General features: G+C 58.2%; 13 protein-coding genes. 8 read left to right on the top strand and 5 right to left on the bottom strand.

Annotated elements, in window-relative coordinates:
- Window positions 1-4 precede the first annotated feature (4 nt).
- From FEZ21_RS08200 to FEZ21_RS08190, 3 genes are read left to right on the top strand one after another with little or no spacing between them, the layout of a single operon-like run.
- Window positions 5-1129 carry a GNAT family N-acetyltransferase gene (locus tag FEZ21_RS08200; RefSeq protein WP_003443241.1) on the top strand — a complete coding sequence of 375 codons (1125 nt, stop codon included), beginning with the start codon at window positions 5-7 and terminating at the stop codon, window positions 1127-1129.
- The gene (locus FEZ21_RS08195) at window positions 1129-2892 is read left to right on the top strand and encodes a HAMP domain-containing sensor histidine kinase (RefSeq protein ID WP_160626846.1); all 1764 of its coding nucleotides are present in this window, start codon (window positions 1129-1131) and stop codon (window positions 2890-2892) included. The genes FEZ21_RS08200 and FEZ21_RS08195 overlap by 1 nt, the downstream gene beginning before the upstream one ends.
- Window positions 2889-4280 carry a sigma-54 dependent transcriptional regulator gene (locus tag FEZ21_RS08190; protein ID WP_160626844.1) on the top strand — a complete coding sequence of 464 codons (1392 nt, stop codon included), beginning with the start codon at window positions 2889-2891 and terminating at the stop codon, window positions 4278-4280. The genes FEZ21_RS08195 and FEZ21_RS08190 overlap by 4 nt, the downstream gene beginning before the upstream one ends.
- A gap of 91 nt (window positions 4281-4371) precedes the next feature.
- Here FEZ21_RS08190 and metE read toward each other — a convergent pair whose 3' ends face one another.
- On the bottom strand, window positions 4372-6681 hold the full coding sequence (gene metE / locus FEZ21_RS08185) for a 5-methyltetrahydropteroyltriglutamate--homocysteine S-methyltransferase (RefSeq protein ID WP_010655652.1): 2310 nt from the start codon (window positions 6679-6681) through the stop codon (window positions 4372-4374).
- Window positions 6682-6788: 107 nt separating this feature from the next.
- On the opposite strand from metE, the gene metR reads away from it, so the two are divergent.
- Entirely contained in the window at window positions 6789-7706 is a 918-nt protein-coding gene (gene metR / locus FEZ21_RS08180) for a transcriptional regulator MetR (RefSeq protein ID WP_003443249.1), read from the top strand.
- A gap of 47 nt (window positions 7707-7753) precedes the next feature.
- On the opposite strand, the gene FEZ21_RS08175 is transcribed toward metR, so the two are convergent.
- The 3 genes from FEZ21_RS08175 to FEZ21_RS08165 are packed head-to-tail and all read right to left on the bottom strand — an operon-like array spanning window position 7754 to window position 9367.
- Window positions 7754-8251, bottom strand: coding sequence for a GNAT family N-acetyltransferase (locus tag FEZ21_RS08175; protein WP_010655651.1), 498 nt, complete (start codon window positions 8249-8251; stop codon window positions 7754-7756).
- A gap of 12 nt (window positions 8252-8263) precedes the next feature.
- Window positions 8264-8902, bottom strand: coding sequence for a LysE family translocator (locus FEZ21_RS08170; protein ID WP_160626842.1), 639 nt, complete (start codon window positions 8900-8902; stop codon window positions 8264-8266).
- Between the two features lie 24 nt (window positions 8903-8926).
- On the bottom strand, window positions 8927-9367 hold the full coding sequence (locus FEZ21_RS08165) for an NUDIX domain-containing protein (RefSeq protein WP_010655650.1): 441 nt from the start codon (window positions 9365-9367) through the stop codon (window positions 8927-8929).
- 270 nt (window positions 9368-9637) lie between these two features.
- On the opposite strand from FEZ21_RS08165, the gene FEZ21_RS08160 reads away from it, so the two are divergent.
- The 3 genes from FEZ21_RS08160 (at window position 9638) to FEZ21_RS08150 (ending at window position 12818) form a co-directional block, all read left to right on the top strand.
- Window positions 9638-11257, top strand: coding sequence for an FMN-binding glutamate synthase family protein (locus FEZ21_RS08160; RefSeq protein WP_010655649.1), 1620 nt, complete (start codon window positions 9638-9640; stop codon window positions 11255-11257).
- Window positions 11258-11272: 15 nt separating this feature from the next.
- Complete coding sequence (locus FEZ21_RS08155) at window positions 11273-11557, top strand: putative quinol monooxygenase (RefSeq protein WP_010655648.1); 285 nt, start codon at window positions 11273-11275, stop codon at window positions 11555-11557.
- Window positions 11558-11708: 151 nt separating this feature from the next.
- Window positions 11709-12818, top strand: coding sequence for an OpgC family protein (locus FEZ21_RS08150; RefSeq protein WP_127196116.1), 1110 nt, complete (start codon window positions 11709-11711; stop codon window positions 12816-12818).
- Between the two features lie 146 nt (window positions 12819-12964).
- On the opposite strand, the gene FEZ21_RS08145 is transcribed toward FEZ21_RS08150, so the two are convergent.
- The gene (locus tag FEZ21_RS08145; RefSeq protein ID WP_003443263.1) at window positions 12965-14380 is read right to left on the bottom strand and encodes an amino acid permease; all 1416 of its coding nucleotides are present in this window, start codon (window positions 14378-14380) and stop codon (window positions 12965-12967) included.
- 369 nt (window positions 14381-14749) lie between these two features.
- On the opposite strand from FEZ21_RS08145, the gene FEZ21_RS08140 reads away from it, so the two are divergent.
- Window positions 14750-17854 (top strand): transglycosylase domain-containing protein, encoded by a 3105-nt coding sequence (locus FEZ21_RS08140; protein WP_165439590.1) that lies wholly within the window; start codon window positions 14750-14752, stop codon window positions 17852-17854.
- Window positions 17855-18042 lie beyond the last annotated feature (188 nt).

The raw sequence follows: 18042 nt of genomic DNA, 5'->3' as shown, positions 1-18042 counted from the left end.
ATCCATGATTACAGCCCAAGCCTTTTCATCAATCCAGGCCATCGAACGCGAGGCCTGGAATGACTGCTTCCCAGATTCTCTGGAGGATTGGGACTACATCGTGGCAGTGGAAAACGCCGGCATTGAGGGCTTCGAGTGGCGTTACCTGACGCTGTACAGAGGCTCGACCCTGATTGCCGCCGCCACCGCATTCACCACCTCTTATCGCCTCGACACCACGGTTCAGGGGATCGGTAAACGATTTACCGAAAAGCTGAACCATATTTTGCCGGGGCTGGTGCAGTTGCCTCTATACGCCATCGGCTCCCCGGTGACCGAACAATGCAACGCGGGCACCGCCAGCCATATTCCGCCTGACCAGCGCCCGGCCCTGCTGGCACGCCTGCTGCTTCTAGCGCAGCACGACGCCCGCCAGCTGGATATCGGCCTGATAGCGGTCAAGGACGTCCCCAGCCACGACGATGACTGGTCCCATAGCTGCAAGGCGGCGGGCTATCAGTCCATGCCCAGCCTGCCCAGGGCCGTGCTGCCCGTACCTTTTGGCTCGGTTGACTGCTACCTCGGCTCCCTGGGTAAATCCACCCGCAAAGACATGCGCCGCAAATTGCGCTCACCCGGACCCAGGGTGGAATGGCGCAGCAGCATTGACGATGTCCTGCCCGACATCATGCGTTTGTACGAAGCCAGCCTGGGCCGCAGCGACCTGCAATTCGAACGCTTACCGCCCGCTTATTTCACGGGTATCCTCCAGCAACTGGGAGACCGGGCGCTCTGCGTGCTGTATTGGCTCGATGATCAACTGGTAGCGTTCAATCTGCTACTGATCGACGAACATCGGCTGGTGGACAAATTTTTCGGTCACGACCTTGAACTGACACGGGAGTACAGCTTGTATTTCAGAAGCTGGATGGAGAACGTCGACTACTGCATCCGTAACAGAATTGCGCTATACGAATGTGGCCAGGCCGGATACGCCAGCAAAGTTCGCCTGGGCTGCACCTTCCAGAGCAATACGCTGTTCTTCCGCCATCGCAACGGGTTGGTCAATAACATGCTCAAGTTAGTCAAACTATTCGTCCGCCCAGACCGTCATGACCCCGCCCTTGCGGCAGCGATAAGCGAGCATTAATGCCAATCACCTCTGAATCAAAGCGCAATGCTCCAGCTTTCAAGGTCTCGCGCTGGACGGTTCAGCGCAAACTGGTACTGGCCTTCTGGCTGGTCAGCGTCATCCCCACCATGATTGCCGCCGAACTGGCCGCCACCACGCTGTCGCATATTTTCGACAACAACGTGCGCGTCTGGCTGCAGGAATCGACCGAAATCGTCAAAGACGAAATCGGCGAAATCATTCAAGACAATGCCCGCGCGGCGCAATTGTTCCTGCGCTATACCCACCCGCCTACCTCCCATACAGCCCTGCGCCACGACAAGTTGACCGCCGACATTGCCAGTGCAATGGACATTAACGTGGTGGCGCTGATTCGCAGCAGTGACCACAAAGTGGTATTCAGCACGGCCAGTGAAGCCATCGTTGACCAGATCAGCATGGCGCCCAATGCCGTGCTGCAAACCATCGACGTGGGCGGCGTGCCCACCGGCACAGTGGTTTCGACCTTTCCTACCACCCAGGATGGCGAGGCGTATCAATTACTGGTTGCCACTTACATGGACAACAGCTTTTTGACCAGCGTCGCTGACGTCCACTCCCTGGACCTGCGCCTGTACCTGGCCAGTGGTAATGGCTATTCCGAAATTTTCTCCAGTCAGCACTTTGATGACCGTGAGCTTCAGGTGCCGACTGCCATCGAGCAAATACTGCGCGAGACCAAACAGCCCAGCGAGCAATTCACCACTCGCTACAGCGGACTCTACTGGCCAATCCTCAACGGTACCGGTGAACTGCAAGGCGTTATTTACAGTGGTTTGCTACGCCATACCAGCCTTGTCGGCCTGGTCAATCAGAGCAACCTGTTTGCACTGATTTTCCTGGTCGGCTCGATACTTTCGCTAAGCGTTGGCTGGCTGGTTTCCGAGCGCCTGACCCGGCCACTGCGCGGTCTGTCTGAAGGTGTACGGGCAGTGATTGCCGGGGATTACACGCAACTGGTCGCGGTGTCTGGCCGGGACGAACTGGCTGAGTTGAGCAGCACCTTCAACCACATGACCGTACGCCTGGCCCAGTTGCATCATCTAGAGGCCCAGTTGCGCCGGCGTGATCGCCTGCATGCCCTGGGCGAGGTCGCCATGGGCCTGGCCCACGAAATCCGCAATCCGCTGGGCATTATCAAAACCGCCACCCAACTGCTGCACCGGCGGGCCAATCTGGACGAAACCGACAAGCGCCATCTGGAGTACGTGGTCAGCGAGGTATCTCGAATCAACGAGCTCATTACCGACTTTCTGGACTTTGCCAAACCCAGTGCACCGGTGCGTTCAGTCCAGCCGGCACGACTTCTGGTCGAAGATATTCTGGGCTTCTGCAAGCCCGAGCTGGACAGCCACAACATCAGAACCGAAATAGACGACAAAGCCCCCGGGGCAACCATTTATGCAGACACCCGGCAACTGAAACAGGCTTGCCTGAACCTGATCATCAATGCCATAGACGCAATGCCTGACGGAGGGCACCTGACATTGCGCATTGCCCGTGACACCAACAATGACACCGTGATCAGCATTATCGATAACGGCCAAGGTATTGAACCTGACATGATCGAGCGAATTTTCACGCCTTTTGTCACCACCAAGGCATCGGGTACGGGCCTGGGTCTGCCCAAAGTGTTCTCCATTATGGAAAACCACGACGGCCGGATTGAATGCATCAGCGAGAAAAACGCCGGAACCACCTTCAACCTGTATATTCCGGCCCACGGAGGGGATGAGTCATGAGTCACAACATCCTGGTGGTCGACGACGAGCCGAAACTTTGCGACCTGCTCAGTTCCGCGCTGAGCCAGAACGAGGTGCAGGTATTTACCGCAGGCAACGGCCTGCACGCACTGGCCATTCTGGAACAGGAAGACATCGACCTGATCATCAGCGACTGGCGCATGCCCGGCATGGACGGCTCGCAGTTACTGGCCGAGGTCAAGGTGCGTTACCCGCATCTGCCAGTCATTGTGATGACGGCCTACAGCACGGTGAAAAACGCCGTACAGTCGATGCGCGATGGCGCCTACGACTACATTGCCAAACCCTTCGATATCGACGAACTGGACATCACCGTCAGCAAAGCCCTGCAGTTTCGCGACATCCTGCGCGATAACGCACGCATGCGCGCCGAACTCGACGAGCACTGGCATATCGAGAGCCTGATAGGTGACAGCCCGAGTTTTCGCCGGGTGTTGCAGGCCATCGACTCGGTGCGTGACAGCAACGCCACCATCCTGCTGACCGGTGAAAGCGGTACCGGCAAAGAGATGGTCGCCCGTGCCATCCACAACCACGGTAGCCGGGCCGAAAAACCCTTTGTCGCGGTCAACTGTGCGGCGATTCCTGAAGGGCTGCTGGAAAGCGAGATGTTCGGTCATCGCAAAGGCGCCTTTACCGGTGCCGTCGCTGATCGTGTCGGGCGCTTCATGCAAGCGGACAAAGGCACTTTGTTTCTCGATGAAGTGGGTGATATGCCCCTGGCCCTGCAGGCCAAGATCTTGCGCGCGCTGCAAGAGCGAGTCATTGAGCCCGTTGGCGATCCCCGCGAGCGCAAGGTCGATGTCCGGGTCATTGCAGCCACCAATAAAAACCTGCTGGAAGCCGTGGCCAACAAAGAGTTTCGCGAGGATCTGTATTACCGCCTGAATGTATTCCCGATTCCCCTGCCTGCCTTGCGCGAGCGGGTTGAAGACATCGCTGCGCTGGCGCGGCACTTCGCCCACAATCTGGGAGCTACTGCTGGCAAACGGATCAGCGGTTTCAGCCCCAGTGCCTTGCGGGCAATGGCCGAATACAGCTGGCCCGGCAACATTCGCGAACTGCAGAACTGCGTCGAGCGCGCCACCATTGTGGCCACCAGCAGCACGATCCAGGACAGTGACCTGCCGCCGTACCTGTTCAGTGCCCAGCCGAGCCAGACCAGCGCCCTGCCGAGCCCGGGCCCGAGCGTACCGCCCGATCTGGAAGCGGCGCTGGCTGAAGTGGAAAAAGCCTACATCCTGGCGGCGCTGCAACAAGCCCACGGAGTCCAGGCTGCTGCAGCGCAGTTGATTGGCATATCAGAACGCAGCTTCTGGTACCGCCTGAAAAAGCTCGATATACACGTCGACAAAATCATCAGATAAAGCCAACCCCCAGTTTCAGCATCAAATGCTCGCGAGCTTTCAAGCTCCAATACTCGCGAGCAATCTCGCTCCTACAGGTGCTGCGCCGGGTTCAGGCAACCTGCGCCCGCAACTGCCGCGCCGCCGCCACCATGTTGATCAGTGCCGCTTCGGTCTCGGCCCAGGCGCGGGTTTTGAGGCCGCAGTCGGGGTTTACCCACAACCGCTCAGCCGGAATACGTTGGGCCGCCTTGCTCAGCAACTTGACCATCTCGGCCGTGTCCGGAACCCGTGGCGAGTGGATGTCATACACCCCCGGGCCAATGTCGTTCGGGTAATCGAATGCTTCAAACGCATCCAGCAGTTCCATATCCGAACGCGAGGTTTCGATGGTGATGACGTCAGCGTCCATCTCGGCAATCGACTTGATCACATCGTTGAACTCGCTGTAGCACATGTGGGTATGAATCTGTGTTTCGTCCCCGACTCCCGAAGCACACAGGCGAAAAGCCTCCACTGCCCAGTCCAGGTATTCCTGCCACTGCGCCCGACGCAACGGCAGGCCTTCGCGCAAAGCCGCTTCGTCAATCTGCACAATCTTGATCCCGGCTTTTTCCAGATCGATCACCTCGTCACGAATCGCCAGCGCCAGTTGTTGCGCCTGCACTTTGCGCGAAACATCTTCGCGGGGGAATGACCACATCAGCATGGTCACCGGGCCGGTCAACATGCCCTTCATTACCTTGTCGGTCAGGCCCTGAGCGTATTTGATCCAGTCCACGGTCATGGCTTGAAGACGGCTCAGGTCGCCGAAAATGATCGCCGGCTTCACACAGCGCGAACCGTAGCTCTGCACCCAGCCATATTGCGTAAACACGTAGCCATCCAGCTGTTCGGCAAAGTACTCGACCATATCGTTACGTTCGGCTTCGCCGTGGACCAGCACGTCCAGCCCCAAACGCTCCTGGGTTTGTACGGCGTTGCGAATTTCGCTGTGCATGGCGTCGGTGTACTCACTGACCGACAATTTGCCCTGTTTGTAAGACTGCCGCGCCAGCCGAATCGATGCTGTCTGCGGAAACGATCCAATAGTGGTCGTAGGAAATGCCGGCAGATTCAGGCGCGCGCGCTGCAACTGGATACGGGTGGCAAACGGTGACTGACGCTGGCTGTCCGCAGCGGTGATCGCTGCGGTACGTGCTTGCACCGCAGGCTTGTGAATTCGTGGCGAGTTGGCGCGGCTGGCCTGCACCGCACGGCTTTGGGCCAGCGCCTGCTGCACTTTGGCATCCTGGGGGATATTCAGCGCATCGCGCAGTACGGCAATTTCGTCGCACTTTTGCCGGGCAAAGGCCAGCCAGCTTTTAAGCTCGGCATCCAGCCGGGTTTCGCGGTCCAGATCAACCGGGCTATGCAACAACGAGCAAGAGCCGGCAACCCACAGATTGTCACCAAAGCGTTCTTCGGCTTCCTGCAATTGGGCCAGGGCGTTTTCCAGATCACAGCGCCAGACGTTGCGACCGTTCACCAGACCCAGCGACAACACTTTATAGGTCGGCAGGCGATCCAGAATGGCATGCAACTGGTCAGGGGCACGCACCAGGTCAACGTGCAAACCTTCCACCGGCAGGCTGACAGCCAGCCCCAGATTGTCTTCCAGACCGCTGAAGTAAGTGGCTACCAGCTTCTTCAGAGGTGAGTACTGAAGGATGTGGTAAGCACGCTCAAAGGCGTTTTTCCACTCCTGGGGCAGGTCAAGCGACAGAATCGGTTCGTCAATCTGTACCCATTCCACACCTTGTTCAGCCAGACGGGAAAGAATAGCGGCGTATACCGGCAACAGGTTTTCCAGCAGATCGAGTTTGTTGAACTCATTGCCCTTGATCTTGCCCAGCCACAGGAAAGTCAGCGGTCCTATGATCACCGGCTTGACCTTGTGACCCAGGGCCAGGGCCTCGGCAGTTTCTTCAAACAGCTGATTCCAGCTCAGTTCAAAACGCTGATCCTGACTGAACTCCGGCACCAGGTAGTGATAGTTGGTATCAAACCATTTGGTCAGTTCTTGAGCGTACTGACCTTTGCCGTGTTCGCCGCAGCAACTCTGGCTCGCACCACGGGCCATGCCGAACAGGGTATTCAGGGTTGGACGGCCCTGGGCGTCCAGGGTACTGGCGAACCGCTCGGGAATGGCACCGAAGGTCAGCGAGTGGGTCAGCACCTGGTCGTACCAGGCAAAGTCACCCACCGGCAGTAAGTCGATCCCGGCGTCTTTTTGCAGTTGCCAGTGGCTGGCGCGCAGTTCACGCCCCACAGCTTGCAGGGCAGCCTGGTCAATATCGCCCTTCCAGTACGCTTCGAGTGCTTTTTTCAGTTCACGATCCGCACCGATACGCGGGAAACCAAGATTGTGTGCCAGGGCCATAACGACATTCCTTCGTGTAAGTAATGGCACAATTATCGACACGCACTGCAACATGAGACAAACTCAACGTTTTCGTGTTGATCATCAAATTTACTCATGGAGTCACCGTGCTGGAAATTCGTCACCTCAAAACCCTGCACGCATTACGCGAGTCCGACAGCCTGGTCGAAGCGGCTGAACGGCTGCACCTGACACAATCTGCTTTATCCCACCAGTTCAAAGAGCTGGAAGAACGCATGGGCATGCCGCTGTTTGTGCGCAAAACCAAACCGGTCCGTTTCACCAGCGGCGGGTTGCGCCTGCTGCAACTGGCCGATGCCATGCTCCCGCTGCTGCGCGGCGCCGAGCGCGATATCGCCCGTTTGGTCGGCGGTACGGCCGGACGTTTGCACATGGCGATTGAGTGCCACAGTTGCTTCCAGTGGCTGATGCCCACCATCGATCAGTTCCGCGACGCCTGGCCCGAGGTCGAACTGGACCTGGCTTCGGGCTTTGCCTTCGCCCCCTTGCCTGCACTGGCCCGGGGCGATCTGGATCTGGTGGTTACTTCTGACCCGCAAGAGATTGCAGGGCTGACGTATGTGCCGCTGTTTACCTACGAAGCCATGTTGGCCGTTGCCAATCAGCATGCTCTGGCCAGCAAGCCGTTTATCGTGCCGGAAGATTTGAGCACTGAGACTCTGATTACCTACCCGGTGGAGCGCGACCGGCTCGATATTTTCACCCGCTTTTTAGAGCCGGCAGACGTTGAACCGGCACAAGTGCGCACCTCCGAGCTGACCGTCATGATGATGCAGCTCGTAGCCAGTGGCCGTGGTGTATGCGGGATGCCGCACTGGGCCTTGCATGAATACAGCTCGCGCGGCTACGTGAAAGCCAAGCGCCTCGGTGAGAAAGGGTTGTTTGCCACGCTCTACGCGGCGGTACGTGCCGATATGCTCGACGCCCCTTATATGCGCGACTTTTTGCTGACGGCCAAAGACACATCCTTCTCGACCCTGGACGGGGTGAGTGCCGTTCGCTGAACCTGTACAACCTGCGGGAGCAAGCTCGCTCCTGCAGGGGGGGTCGCTTATACCAGCCGGCGCATATGCACCCGGTCGTAATACTCCTCCCCCACCCGGATCGCGCAATCTTCAAGCCCCGACTGTTCAAACCCGCAGCGGCGATACAAGGCCAGCGCCGCTGGACTGTTGGCGCTCACGCTCAGTTGCAGCACTTTTATTTCGGGCTCCTGCTCTGCCATGGACAACACTGCCTGCACCAGGTGCTCGCCCAGCCCCTGCCCGCGAAAGCCCCCGGATACGTACAAGCCAAACAGCGTGGCCTGATGCCGGGCGTCTTCCCACGGCTCGAAAGCCAGACCCACTACCCCCACCAGCCGGTCATCGACAAAGGCGCCGAACAGCGCGCTCAATTCATCATCCAGCTGTGCTTGCCACCAACTCAGTGGCAACTTTTCACGGTTTGACAGGCTGGAAACAAAAGCCTCGGGGTGCAGCGCGTAGGCCTCCAGCAGTAACTGGCGATACGCACTGGCGTGTGAGGGATCAAGCAGTTCTATAGCCATATCGGGTCCCAATCATAGGGTTTTACGTTGTTCCAGCATCAATTTTACCGCCAGACCGGCCAGTACAAAGCCCATGACATAACGCTGGACAGCCAGCCACAGCGGATTACGCACAAACCAGAAGGCGATGCCTGAAGCAAACAGCGCAATCAACAGGTTCACGGTGAAACTGACGCTGATCTGGGTCAGGCCCAACAGCAGGCTCTGGGTAAACATCGAACCATGCTCGGGGCTGATGAATTGCGGGAACACCGACAGGTAAAACACCGCGACCTTGGGGTTCAGGACACTGGTCATAAACCCCATCAGCACCAGTTTTGGCGATGAGTCCGACGCCAGCTCCTGCGCTTCAAAAGGCGAGCGGGCACCCGGCTTGAGCGCCTGCCACGCCATCCACAGCAGATACAGGGCTCCCGCCCACTTCAATACCTCATAGGCCATTGGTACTGCTAAAAATACCGCTGTCAGCCCGGCTGCGGCGGCAAACATGTGCACCAAAAAACCTGCGACCACACCGACCAATGACGTCACCCCCGCTTTTCGCCCCTGACAGATCGAGCGCGAAATCAGGTAAATCATATTTGGCCCCGGCGTCAAAACCATCAGCAAACACGCCGCAGCGAAAATCAGCAGGTCTTGAGCAGGAATCATGGTCAGTCCTTGTCAGAAAAGGAATCAGGCTGAGGTCAGCATGGTGTCGCGATAAAACGGCAGGATCAGGTCTCGGGTCAAGGGAGCCAATATCAGCCCGCCATCACCCTGCGGATCGATCCACTGCACTTCTTCAATCTCGGCGGCGGGCGCCACTGACTGCTGGATATGCAGCAGAAACAGCTCGGCCTGCACTTCAAATCCCGGCTCATTGACCGCCGGTGCCGAAAAGTGGCCCAGGTAGGTGGCATTGGCCGGATCAATCTTTAATGCCAGCTCTTCTTCCAGTTCACGGGCCAGGGCAGTGATCGGCTGCTCGTGGGGTTCGATCTTCCCACCCGGCTGCATAAACGCCAGGGTGCCGCGCTTGCGCACCAGCAGGGTTCGGCCATCGGGACCGATCAGCAGAGCAGCAGCAATACGGATGATGTCAGGGGTTGCGGTGCAGCGTTCAGAAGACGTCACAAGAATCGGCCAGCAGCGTAGAAAGAGCGCGAAGGATCACATGGCTTGGCGCCCATGCAAAGACACAGATGCCGCGCATAACCGAACCCTCTGTATGGACATTTGCCGTCTTTAAGACACTAAGCCCCGTTCAATGGGTAAGATGCCTTGTCAGCAAACCTCCAGTCCAGAGAGGGAGCCGACTGCTACAGCTGTATCGCCGGGGGTTTACCGCCCCGTTTTTTCTGTTCGACGCCCGCCTGAACAGACAAGCCTGAAACAGGAAACCCTATGAGCCTGTCACTGCTAAGCCGCTATGCGTTTTTTGCCTTCTGCGTGATTTTCACTCTCGCCAGCCTGCCATTTATGCACTACGAGTGGTTATGGCCATTCACCACCGTGACCCTTATCTTGAGCGTGTTGGGGATTTTCGACCTGCTGCAAAGCCCCCACGCGGTGCGCCGTAACTATCCGATCCTGGGCAATATCCGCTATCTGGTGGAGGCTATCCGCCCGGAGATCCGCCAGTACCTGCTGGAGTCAGACAGCGACGCACTGCCCTTCTCGCGGGCGCAACGCTCCCTGGTCTATTCCCGCGCCAAGAACGAAAGCGCCGACAAACCTTTTGGCACCCTGGTTGACGTGTACCAGCCCGGCTTCGAATTTATCGGCCACTCCATGCGCCCGGCACCGCTCACCGACCCCGGCAGCTTCCGCATCATCATCGGTGGCCCGCAATGCACCCAGCCGTACTCGGCGTCCATCTTCAATATTTCGGCGATGAGTTTTGGCTCGCTGAGTGCCAATGCCATTCGCGCGCTGAACCAGGGCGCCAAGCTCGGTAACTTTGCCCACGATACCGGCGAAGGCAGCATCAGTTCCTATCACCGTGAAAACGGCGGTGACCTGACCTGGGAACTGGGCAGCGGCTACTTCGGCTGCCGTACCTCTGACGGTCGATTCGATCCCGAGCGCTTTGCCGAACAGGCCCGCACCCCGCAAGTACGGATGATCGAAATCAAAATGAGCCAGGGTGCCAAACCGGGCCATGGCGGTATTCTGCCCAAGCACAAGGTCACCCCGGAAATTGCCGAAACCCGCGGCGTCCCCATGGGCGAAGATTGCATATCGCCTTCGCGCCACAGTGCATTTTCAACACCACTGGAACTGATGCAATTCATCGCCCAGTTACGTGAGCTATCCGGCGGCAAGCCTGTCGGCTTCAAGTTCTGCCTGGGCCATCCGTGGGAGTTCATGGGGATTGCCAAGGCCATGCTCGAAACCGGCATCCTCCCCGACTTTATCGTCATCGATGGCAAGGAAGGCGGTACCGGCGCCGCCCCGGTGGAGTTCACCGACCACATCGGCGCGCCGATGCGCGAAGGCTTGCTGTTCGTCCACAACACCTTGGTGGGCTTGAACCTGCGGGACAAAATCAAGCTGGGAGCCAGCGGCAAGATTGTCAGCGCCTTCGACATTGCCAGCGTGCTGGCCATTGGCGCCGACTGGGCCAACTCGGCCCGGGGCTTCATGTTTGCCGTCGGCTGCATTCAGTCGCAATCGTGCCACACCAACAAATGCCCGACCGGCGTCGCCACTCAGGACCCTCTGCGCCAGCGTGCGCTGGTGGTACCGGACAAGGCGCAGCGGGTGTTGCAGTTCCACACCAACACCCTCAAGGCACTGGCCGAAATGCTCGCGGCAGCAGGCCTGGAACACCCGGCACAACTCTCGGCCAAACACCTGGTGCGCCGTGTCTCGGCCACCGAAATCAAACTGTTCTCGCAACTGCACGTGTTCCTCAAACCCGGCGAGTTGCTGACCGGCGAGATCAATGGCGAGTTCTATTCGCGCATGTGGCAAATGGCCCGGGCCGACAGCTTTGAACCCAATGAAATTGCCGCAGCCTGACCAGGACTGATCAACATGTTGAAAGTGATTGCCGAAGACTTCATCAAGCACGAACACCTTGAAACTGTGCGCCCGTGGTACGCCGAGCTGGTGGAAAAAACCCGCCTGGAGCCTGACTGCATCGCTTACGACTTGTATGTGGATCACCAGGATCCGGGGCATTTTATTTTTGTCGAGCAATGGCCCGATCAGGCCGCTCTGGATGCTCACTGCCAAAGTGAGCATTTCAGGCGGTTGGTGCCGCAGATCAATGCATGCCAGTCGCAGGAATGCAGGTTTATGTTCATGAATGCCTTTTGACGACACCAACCTGTGGCCCTTGAGATATTCTGCAATATCCAACCTTTGCAATTAGCTACCAATACCCGCACCCTGCGCGCCGCCGATGTACGGCGCGCATCATCTGTTACGCGCGCCGGTCTTAATTCAACCTTTCGTTTGAGTACTCACCGTGACGATTAACGGACGCGACCACCGCATCGATTTCTTTCGCGGGCTGGCGCTGATCTTTATCTTCTGGGATCACATCCCGCACAACCCGTTGGCCGAACTGACCGTGCGTAATTTCGGCCTCAGTGATGCTGCAGAAATCTTTGTCTTCCTGGCCGGTTATGCCGCGGTACTGGCCTACGGAAAAATCGCACAGCGTGACGGCCTGCTGATCGCCGGAGTAAAAATCCTGCGCCGCGCCTGGGTGCTGTATGTGGTGCATATTTTCTTGCTCGCGGTGCTGATGGGCATCGTGTTCTTTGCCAACAGCCATGTAGAGACCCGGGATCTGGTGCAAGAGATGGGCTTGCAGTACTTCCTGAGCAACCCGCAACAGGCACTGACCGACGAGCTGCTCCTGCGTTTCAAACCCAACCTGATGGACCCGCTGCCGCTGTATATCGTGCTGTTGCTGGGCTTGCCGCTGGTGCTGCCGATGTTGCTGCGCAAAGCCCGATACGTGTTGGCCGTGTCGTTCGCGCTGTACTTGCTGGCACCGGTGTGGAACTTCGCGGCCCAGGAAGGCGGCGTGTGGTTCTTTAACCCGATGGCCTGGCAATTCCTGTTCATTCTGGGGGGCGCGGCTGCGCTTCACGGGCAACAAGGCAAGGCGCCTGAAACTCGAGCGTTGTCGCATCAACCCCTGTTTATGACGGCCGTGGTGTACCTGTTGCTCACAGGTCTGCTGGCGTTGTCATGGAAGTGGCCTCAGTTGCACGACGCAGTCATGCCGCCATGGCTGGGGGAATACCTGTACCCGATCAGCAAGACCAATCTCTCGCCGGTTCGCTTGCTGCACTTTCTGGCGCTGGCTTACGTGGTTGCCAGGTTGGTGCCCCACAGTGGCTGGCTGAACAACTGGTTCGCCCGACAAACCTGCCGCATGGGTCGCTACTCTCTGGAAGTGTTTTGTCTGGGGGTGATTCTGGCGCCGCTGGCCGATATGCTGAATGCACTGGGGGGGGACATCATGGTGATGCAGATTTTCAGCGCCCTGATGGGCGTGGGAATCATGGCCGTGCTGGCCGCATGGCTGGACTGGAACAAGCGCCTGGCCCGACCTGCCAAGTAAGCAGCACTGTGGGAGCTGGCTTGTCAGGTAAGCAGCACTGTGGGAGCTGGCTTGCCAGCGATGCAATCACTTCGGTTTAACGGATTGACCGAGGTGATTGCAGCGCGAGCAAGCTCGCTACTGCAGAATGAGCGGTGCAGGGGGAATTAACTACGGACCGCTGGCGATGTTGTCTGGGTCGGCTGCAGCTTGAACACGTAGAACAGCACCGTCAGCAGAATCAGGAACGCCGGGCCCACGAACAGGGCGATCCGGGTTTCCTCGAAGTAGGCCATCAGCCCTACAACCATCAGCAAGAATCCCAAAGCGGCGTATGAACTGTAAGGGTACAGCCACATGCGGTACTTCAGGCCGGCGGCTTCTTCAGGGCTCAGACTTTTACGGAAGCGCAGTTGAGCCAGCAGGATCATCAGCCAGGTCCAGATCGCACCAAAGGTCGCAATCGCAGTCACCCACACGAACACTTGTCCGGGTGCCAGGTAGTTAAGCAATACGCCCATCAGCAACACCGCAATCGACAACAGCAATGCCTGACGCGGCACACCATTTTTCGAGGTGGTGCCGAAGTTGGCCGGGGCCTGACCGTTTTGCGCGAGGCTGTAGAGCATGCGGCCCGTGCTGAAAATACCGCCGTTGCACGATGACAGTGCTGCCGTAATCACCACGAAGTTGATGATGCCTGCCGCTGTCTTGATACCCAGACGCTCGAAGGTCATCACAAACGGGCTGCCCGAGGTGCCGATTTCGTTCCACGGGTAGATCGACAGAATCACAAACAGCGCGCCGACGTAGAACAGCAAAATGCGCCAGAACACCGAACCGATCGCGCTCGGGATAGTCTTTTGCGGGTTCTTGGCTTCACCGGCAGTCAGGCCGATCATTTCCACACCAAGGTAGGCGAACATCACCATTTGCAGGGACATCAGCACGCCCTGGATGCCATTGGGCAAGAAGCCGCCATGGGTCCAGAGATTGGAAATACCCAACGCTACGCCATTGTTGCCAAAGCCGAACGCGATAATGCCGATGCCGCCGATCACCATCGCAATGATGGTGACGATCTTGATCAGAGCAAACCAGAATTCAAACTCGCCGAAGGCTTTGACTGCAATCAGGTTGATCGAGCCCATGCTGATCAGCGCAGCCAGCGCCCAGATCCAGCGCGGGACATCGGGAAACCAGACACCCATGTACACCGCCACCGCGGTGATTTCGGCAACGCAGGTCACCAGCCACAGGAACCAGTAGTTCCAGCCGGTCAGAAATCCGGCCAATGGCCCCAGGTAATCCTGGGCGTAGCGACTGAACGAGCCGGCTACCGGGTTGTGCACGGCCATTTCGCCGAGTGCGCGCATGATCACCAGAATGGCCAGGCCACCGATGATGTAAGACAGCATGATGGCCGGGCCGGCCATTTCAATTGCTTTGGCCGAGCCCAGAAACAGGCCGACACCGATGCAGGCGCCAAGGGCCATCAGGCGAATATGGCGTTCGCCCAGCTCGCGCTTGAGCGGACCGCCTTGTGCGGTTTCACCGTGGGGCTGGTGGTTGCCGACTGGCATAAAAGTACAACCTCGTATTGTTTTTGGATGTGCATCAACTGAGCGCTCGACCAAACCGGGTGAGTGACCTGGCTTGCCTCTTGATCGGCCCTGACCTTGTAGGTCGATGGACCAAAAGGGAAATGCCCTGTTGAGATCGGCGGCGAGTATTGCATAGGGCTGGTGCACAGTCATGCCCCGTTCCAAGACCTGTTTTGCTGCTTGAAGGCTCTAGTCCTGCACTTTAGGACTAATACCACTTAACACTTGGGTAACGGCCAGGGTCGCAAAATTCTGTTCACTTCCACGGCACAAATCTTTTCGCCTGCTTGCGTCAGCGTCTACGCTTCATTCAAGCGCAGCCAATATGCGCATCTGGATCTGCAAACTATGGGCGTACTGTGGCATTCCAATTCCAATAAAACCGCAGAGCCATCAACGACAATGGCGGAACCTGTGCCCCAACCAGAAAAGGGCAAATCGGGGCGCTATGGCTGGGGTTTATTCTGGCTCCTGGTGTTAATCACACTGATCGTCTGCGGGTTTGCCATTGCCAACGAAGTGCGCACTTCAAAACTCCAGGCCCGGGAGTTCAGCCGTTTTGCTGCGTCCCTGAGCTACTCGATGCATGCAGGTCCCACAGACTCGATCCGCTATCCCGGAACAGGCCCTTTCGACCAGCGCCTGGGCTACAGCGCCCTGGGTGATTTCCTGCCGCGTCTGTTAAAGCGTGACTACATAATCGCTGAGCAAACCCGCTTCTCCCCTGAGCTCCTCAGCTACAGCGAGAAAGGATTTTTCGTGCCCTACGCCGAAAAAATCCAGGCCGGGCTGTCTATCACCGACTGTGCCGGCAGCCCCCTGTACCAGTACGATTACCCGCAGCATCTGTACTCCAGCTTTGCGAGTATTCCGCCACTGATGGTTCACAGCCTGCTGTTTATTGAAAACCGCGACCTGCTGGACCCAAAACTGCCAATGGCCAACCCTGCGGTCGACTGGCCGCGTTTCGCCATGGCGGCATACTCTCAAGTGGCCAAACTGTTGCACTTGCCCGGCCAGTCGGCAGGGGGCAGCACCCTGGCCACACAACTCGAAAAATACCGCCACTCTCCGGATGGTTTGACGTTGTCCGGTGGCGAAAAGCTGCGGCAAATGATTTCAGCCAGCGTGCGGGCTTACCAGGGTGGTCCGCAAACACTGGAAGCACGCCAGAAAGTGGTACGCGACTACCTCAACAGCGTGCCGCTTTCCGCGGTACCCGGCCACGGCGAAGTGCATGGCATGGCTGAGGGTCTGCGCGTGTGGTACGGCGCCGACTTCAATCAGGTCAATCAACAGTTGAGCAGCCCCGCTACTGACCCAAAAAGCCTGGCAGATAAAGGCCTGGCGCTGCGCGAGGTGCTGTCGCTGATGATTGCCCAGCGTCGCCCGTCACATTATTTGACCAAGGGCCGCGATGAACTGGCGCAACTGACCGACAGCCACATACGATTGCTTGCGCAGAGCAATGTGATCGATCCCGCACTGACAACCGCCGCCCTGGCCAGCCGCGTGACCTACCGCGACTGGCAACAGGCGCCGACGATTCAACCCGTCGAAACCAACAAGGGCATCAGCCTCGCCCGCAGTCGGCTATCGGTCCTGCTCAAGCGCCCGCTCTATGATCTCGATCGCCTTGACCTGTCAGCCACCAGCACCTTGCAGGGTGATTTGCAGCAGCAGGCCAGTGACTACCTGCGCAAACTGGCTGACCCCGTGTTTGCCGGCAAGCTGGGTCTGTTGGGCCCGAGCTTGCTGACGCCAACCAGTACCGCGCAAGTGCGTTACAGCTTCACTCTGTTTGAACTCACCCCCGATGGCGCGCGCGCGCGGGTGCAGACCGACAGCACCGACCAACCCTTTGATATCAATGAAGGCAGCAAGCTGGAGCTGGGTTCAACCGCCAAACTGCGGGTCATGACCACCTACCTGCAAATCATTTCCGAGCTGCATGAGCGTTATGCCAGCCAGTCGAGCGCCGACCTGAAAAAAATCCAGATTACCGATCAAGACCCTCTGACTCGCTGGGCCCTGGCCTACATGATCCAGAACCCCGGCGCCAGCCTCGCCAAAATGCTCGATGCGGCTCTGGACCGGCAGTATTCAGCCAACCCCGGGGAAGGTTTCTTTACCGGGGGCGGCATGCATCACTTCCACAACTTCCGCAATCAGGACAACAACCGCAGCCCCTCCCTGCGGGACGCGATACGGGAATCGATCAACCTGCCGTTCGTGCGCCTTATGCGCGATGTGGTGCGCTACACCTCTTACCAGGCACCCAGCAACAATGCCGAATTGCTTCGCGATGACCAGAACCCGCGCCGGCAGGAATACCTGAGCCGCTTCGCCGACCGCGAAGGTACGACCTACATGCTCAAGTTCTGGAAAAAATACAAAGGCAAGGATTCCAAGGCGCGCCTGGAGACCTTTCTCGACAGCATGCACCCCACCGCCATTCGCATGTCCGCGGTGCACCGCTATCTGTTCCCCCATGCTGAGCAGGCCACGTTCAACAGGTTCGTACGTTCGCACCTCAGCAGCGACAAGATCACCGACGAACGTCTGGCCAGGCTTTACCAAAGCTATGGCCCCGGCACCTACGACCTGCCGGACCAGGGCTACATTGCCAAAGTCCATCCACTGGATCTGTGGCTGCTGGGCTATCTGCTGAACAATCCCCAGGCCACCTTCCAGCAAGCAATAGCCGCCAGTGAATTCGAGCGTCAGGAAGTCTACAGCTGGCTGTTTAAAAGCAAGCACAGAAGCGCCCGGGACAGCCGGATTCGCACCATGCTGGAAATCGAAGCCTTCCTTGATATTCACCAGCGCTGGCAACAGGTGGGCTACCCGTTCGACCATCTGGTACCGTCCCTCGCCACAGCACTGGGCAGTTCCGGTGACCGTCCGGCAGCGCTCTCGGAGCTGATGGGGATCATCCTTAACGATGGCGTCCGTTTGCCGGTGTTGCGTATTGATACCCTGCATTTCGCCGCAGATACGCCGTACGAAACCCGCCTGGTGAACGATCCCGACAAAGGGGTCCGGGTGATGCCCAGCGAAGTTGCCAGCGCACTGCGCGATGCCCTGTCCCAAGTGGTGGATGCAGGTACGGCGCGACGCGTATCGGGCAGTTTCAAACTGGACAATGGCACCCCGCTGGCCATGGGCGGCAAAACCGGTACCGGTGACAACCGGATCGAAAGCATGGGGGCTGGCGGACGAATCCTCAGTTCCAAATCAATCAACCGCACCGCCACTTTCGTGTTTTACATCGGCGATCATCATTTCGGCACCTTGACCGCCTTCGTACCCGGGCGCTCGGCCGAAGCCTTCAAGTTCACCTCGGCATTGCCGGTGCAAGTGCTCAAGGGCATGGCGCCCATTCTCACGCCTTACCTGCAACCCGGCACCCACACCCTGTGCCAGATCCCGAAACCCGCACAAACCCTCTGACCCCCTCTTCTCCTGTAGGAGCGAGCTTGCTCGCGAGCTCTTCTGCAAGATCGCGCAAGGCTCGCGAGCAAGCTCGCTCCTGCAGTTCATCATCAATTCGTAGACGGCTCGCCACCGGGACGCGAGTGTTGAGAATCATTACCGTTCGTCTGCTGCACTTGCGCTCTTCTTAAGATATATCTTAAGTT

This window comes from Pseudomonas sp. 9.1(2019), assembly GCF_009910445.1.
Classification (GTDB): Bacteria; Pseudomonadota; Gammaproteobacteria; order Pseudomonadales; family Pseudomonadaceae; genus Aquipseudomonas; species Aquipseudomonas paraversuta.
Note: the sequence above shows the minus strand (reverse complement) of the source record. Positions and strands in the feature narration are given on the sequence as shown.

Excerpts from the sequence above, each read along its gene's own strand:
- FEZ21_RS08200 (WP_003443241.1), top strand. The coding sequence starts at position 5 with ATGATTACAGCCCAAGCCTTTTCATCAATCCAGGCCATCGAACGCGAG.
- FEZ21_RS08195 (WP_160626846.1), top strand. The coding sequence starts at position 1,129 with ATGCCAATCACCTCTGAATCAAAGCGCAATGCTCCAGCTTTCAAGGTC.
- FEZ21_RS08190 (WP_160626844.1), top strand. The coding sequence starts at position 2,889 with ATGAGTCACAACATCCTGGTGGTCGACGACGAGCCGAAACTTTGCGAC.
- metE (WP_010655652.1), bottom strand. The coding sequence starts at position 6,681 with ATGGCCCTGGCACACAATCTTGGTTTCCCGCGTATCGGTGCGGATCGT.
- FEZ21_RS08175 (WP_010655651.1), bottom strand. The coding sequence starts at position 8,251 with ATGGCTATAGAACTGCTTGATCCCTCACACGCCAGTGCGTATCGCCAG.
- FEZ21_RS08170 (WP_160626842.1), bottom strand. The coding sequence starts at position 8,902 with ATGATTCCTGCTCAAGACCTGCTGATTTTCGCTGCGGCGTGTTTGCTG.
- FEZ21_RS08160 (WP_010655649.1), top strand. The coding sequence starts at position 9,638 with ATGAGCCTGTCACTGCTAAGCCGCTATGCGTTTTTTGCCTTCTGCGTG.
- FEZ21_RS08155 (WP_010655648.1), top strand. The coding sequence starts at position 11,273 with ATGTTGAAAGTGATTGCCGAAGACTTCATCAAGCACGAACACCTTGAA.
- FEZ21_RS08145 (WP_003443263.1), bottom strand. The coding sequence starts at position 14,380 with ATGCCAGTCGGCAACCACCAGCCCCACGGTGAAACCGCACAAGGCGGT.
- FEZ21_RS08140 (WP_165439590.1), top strand. The coding sequence starts at position 14,750 with ATGGGCGTACTGTGGCATTCCAATTCCAATAAAACCGCAGAGCCATCA.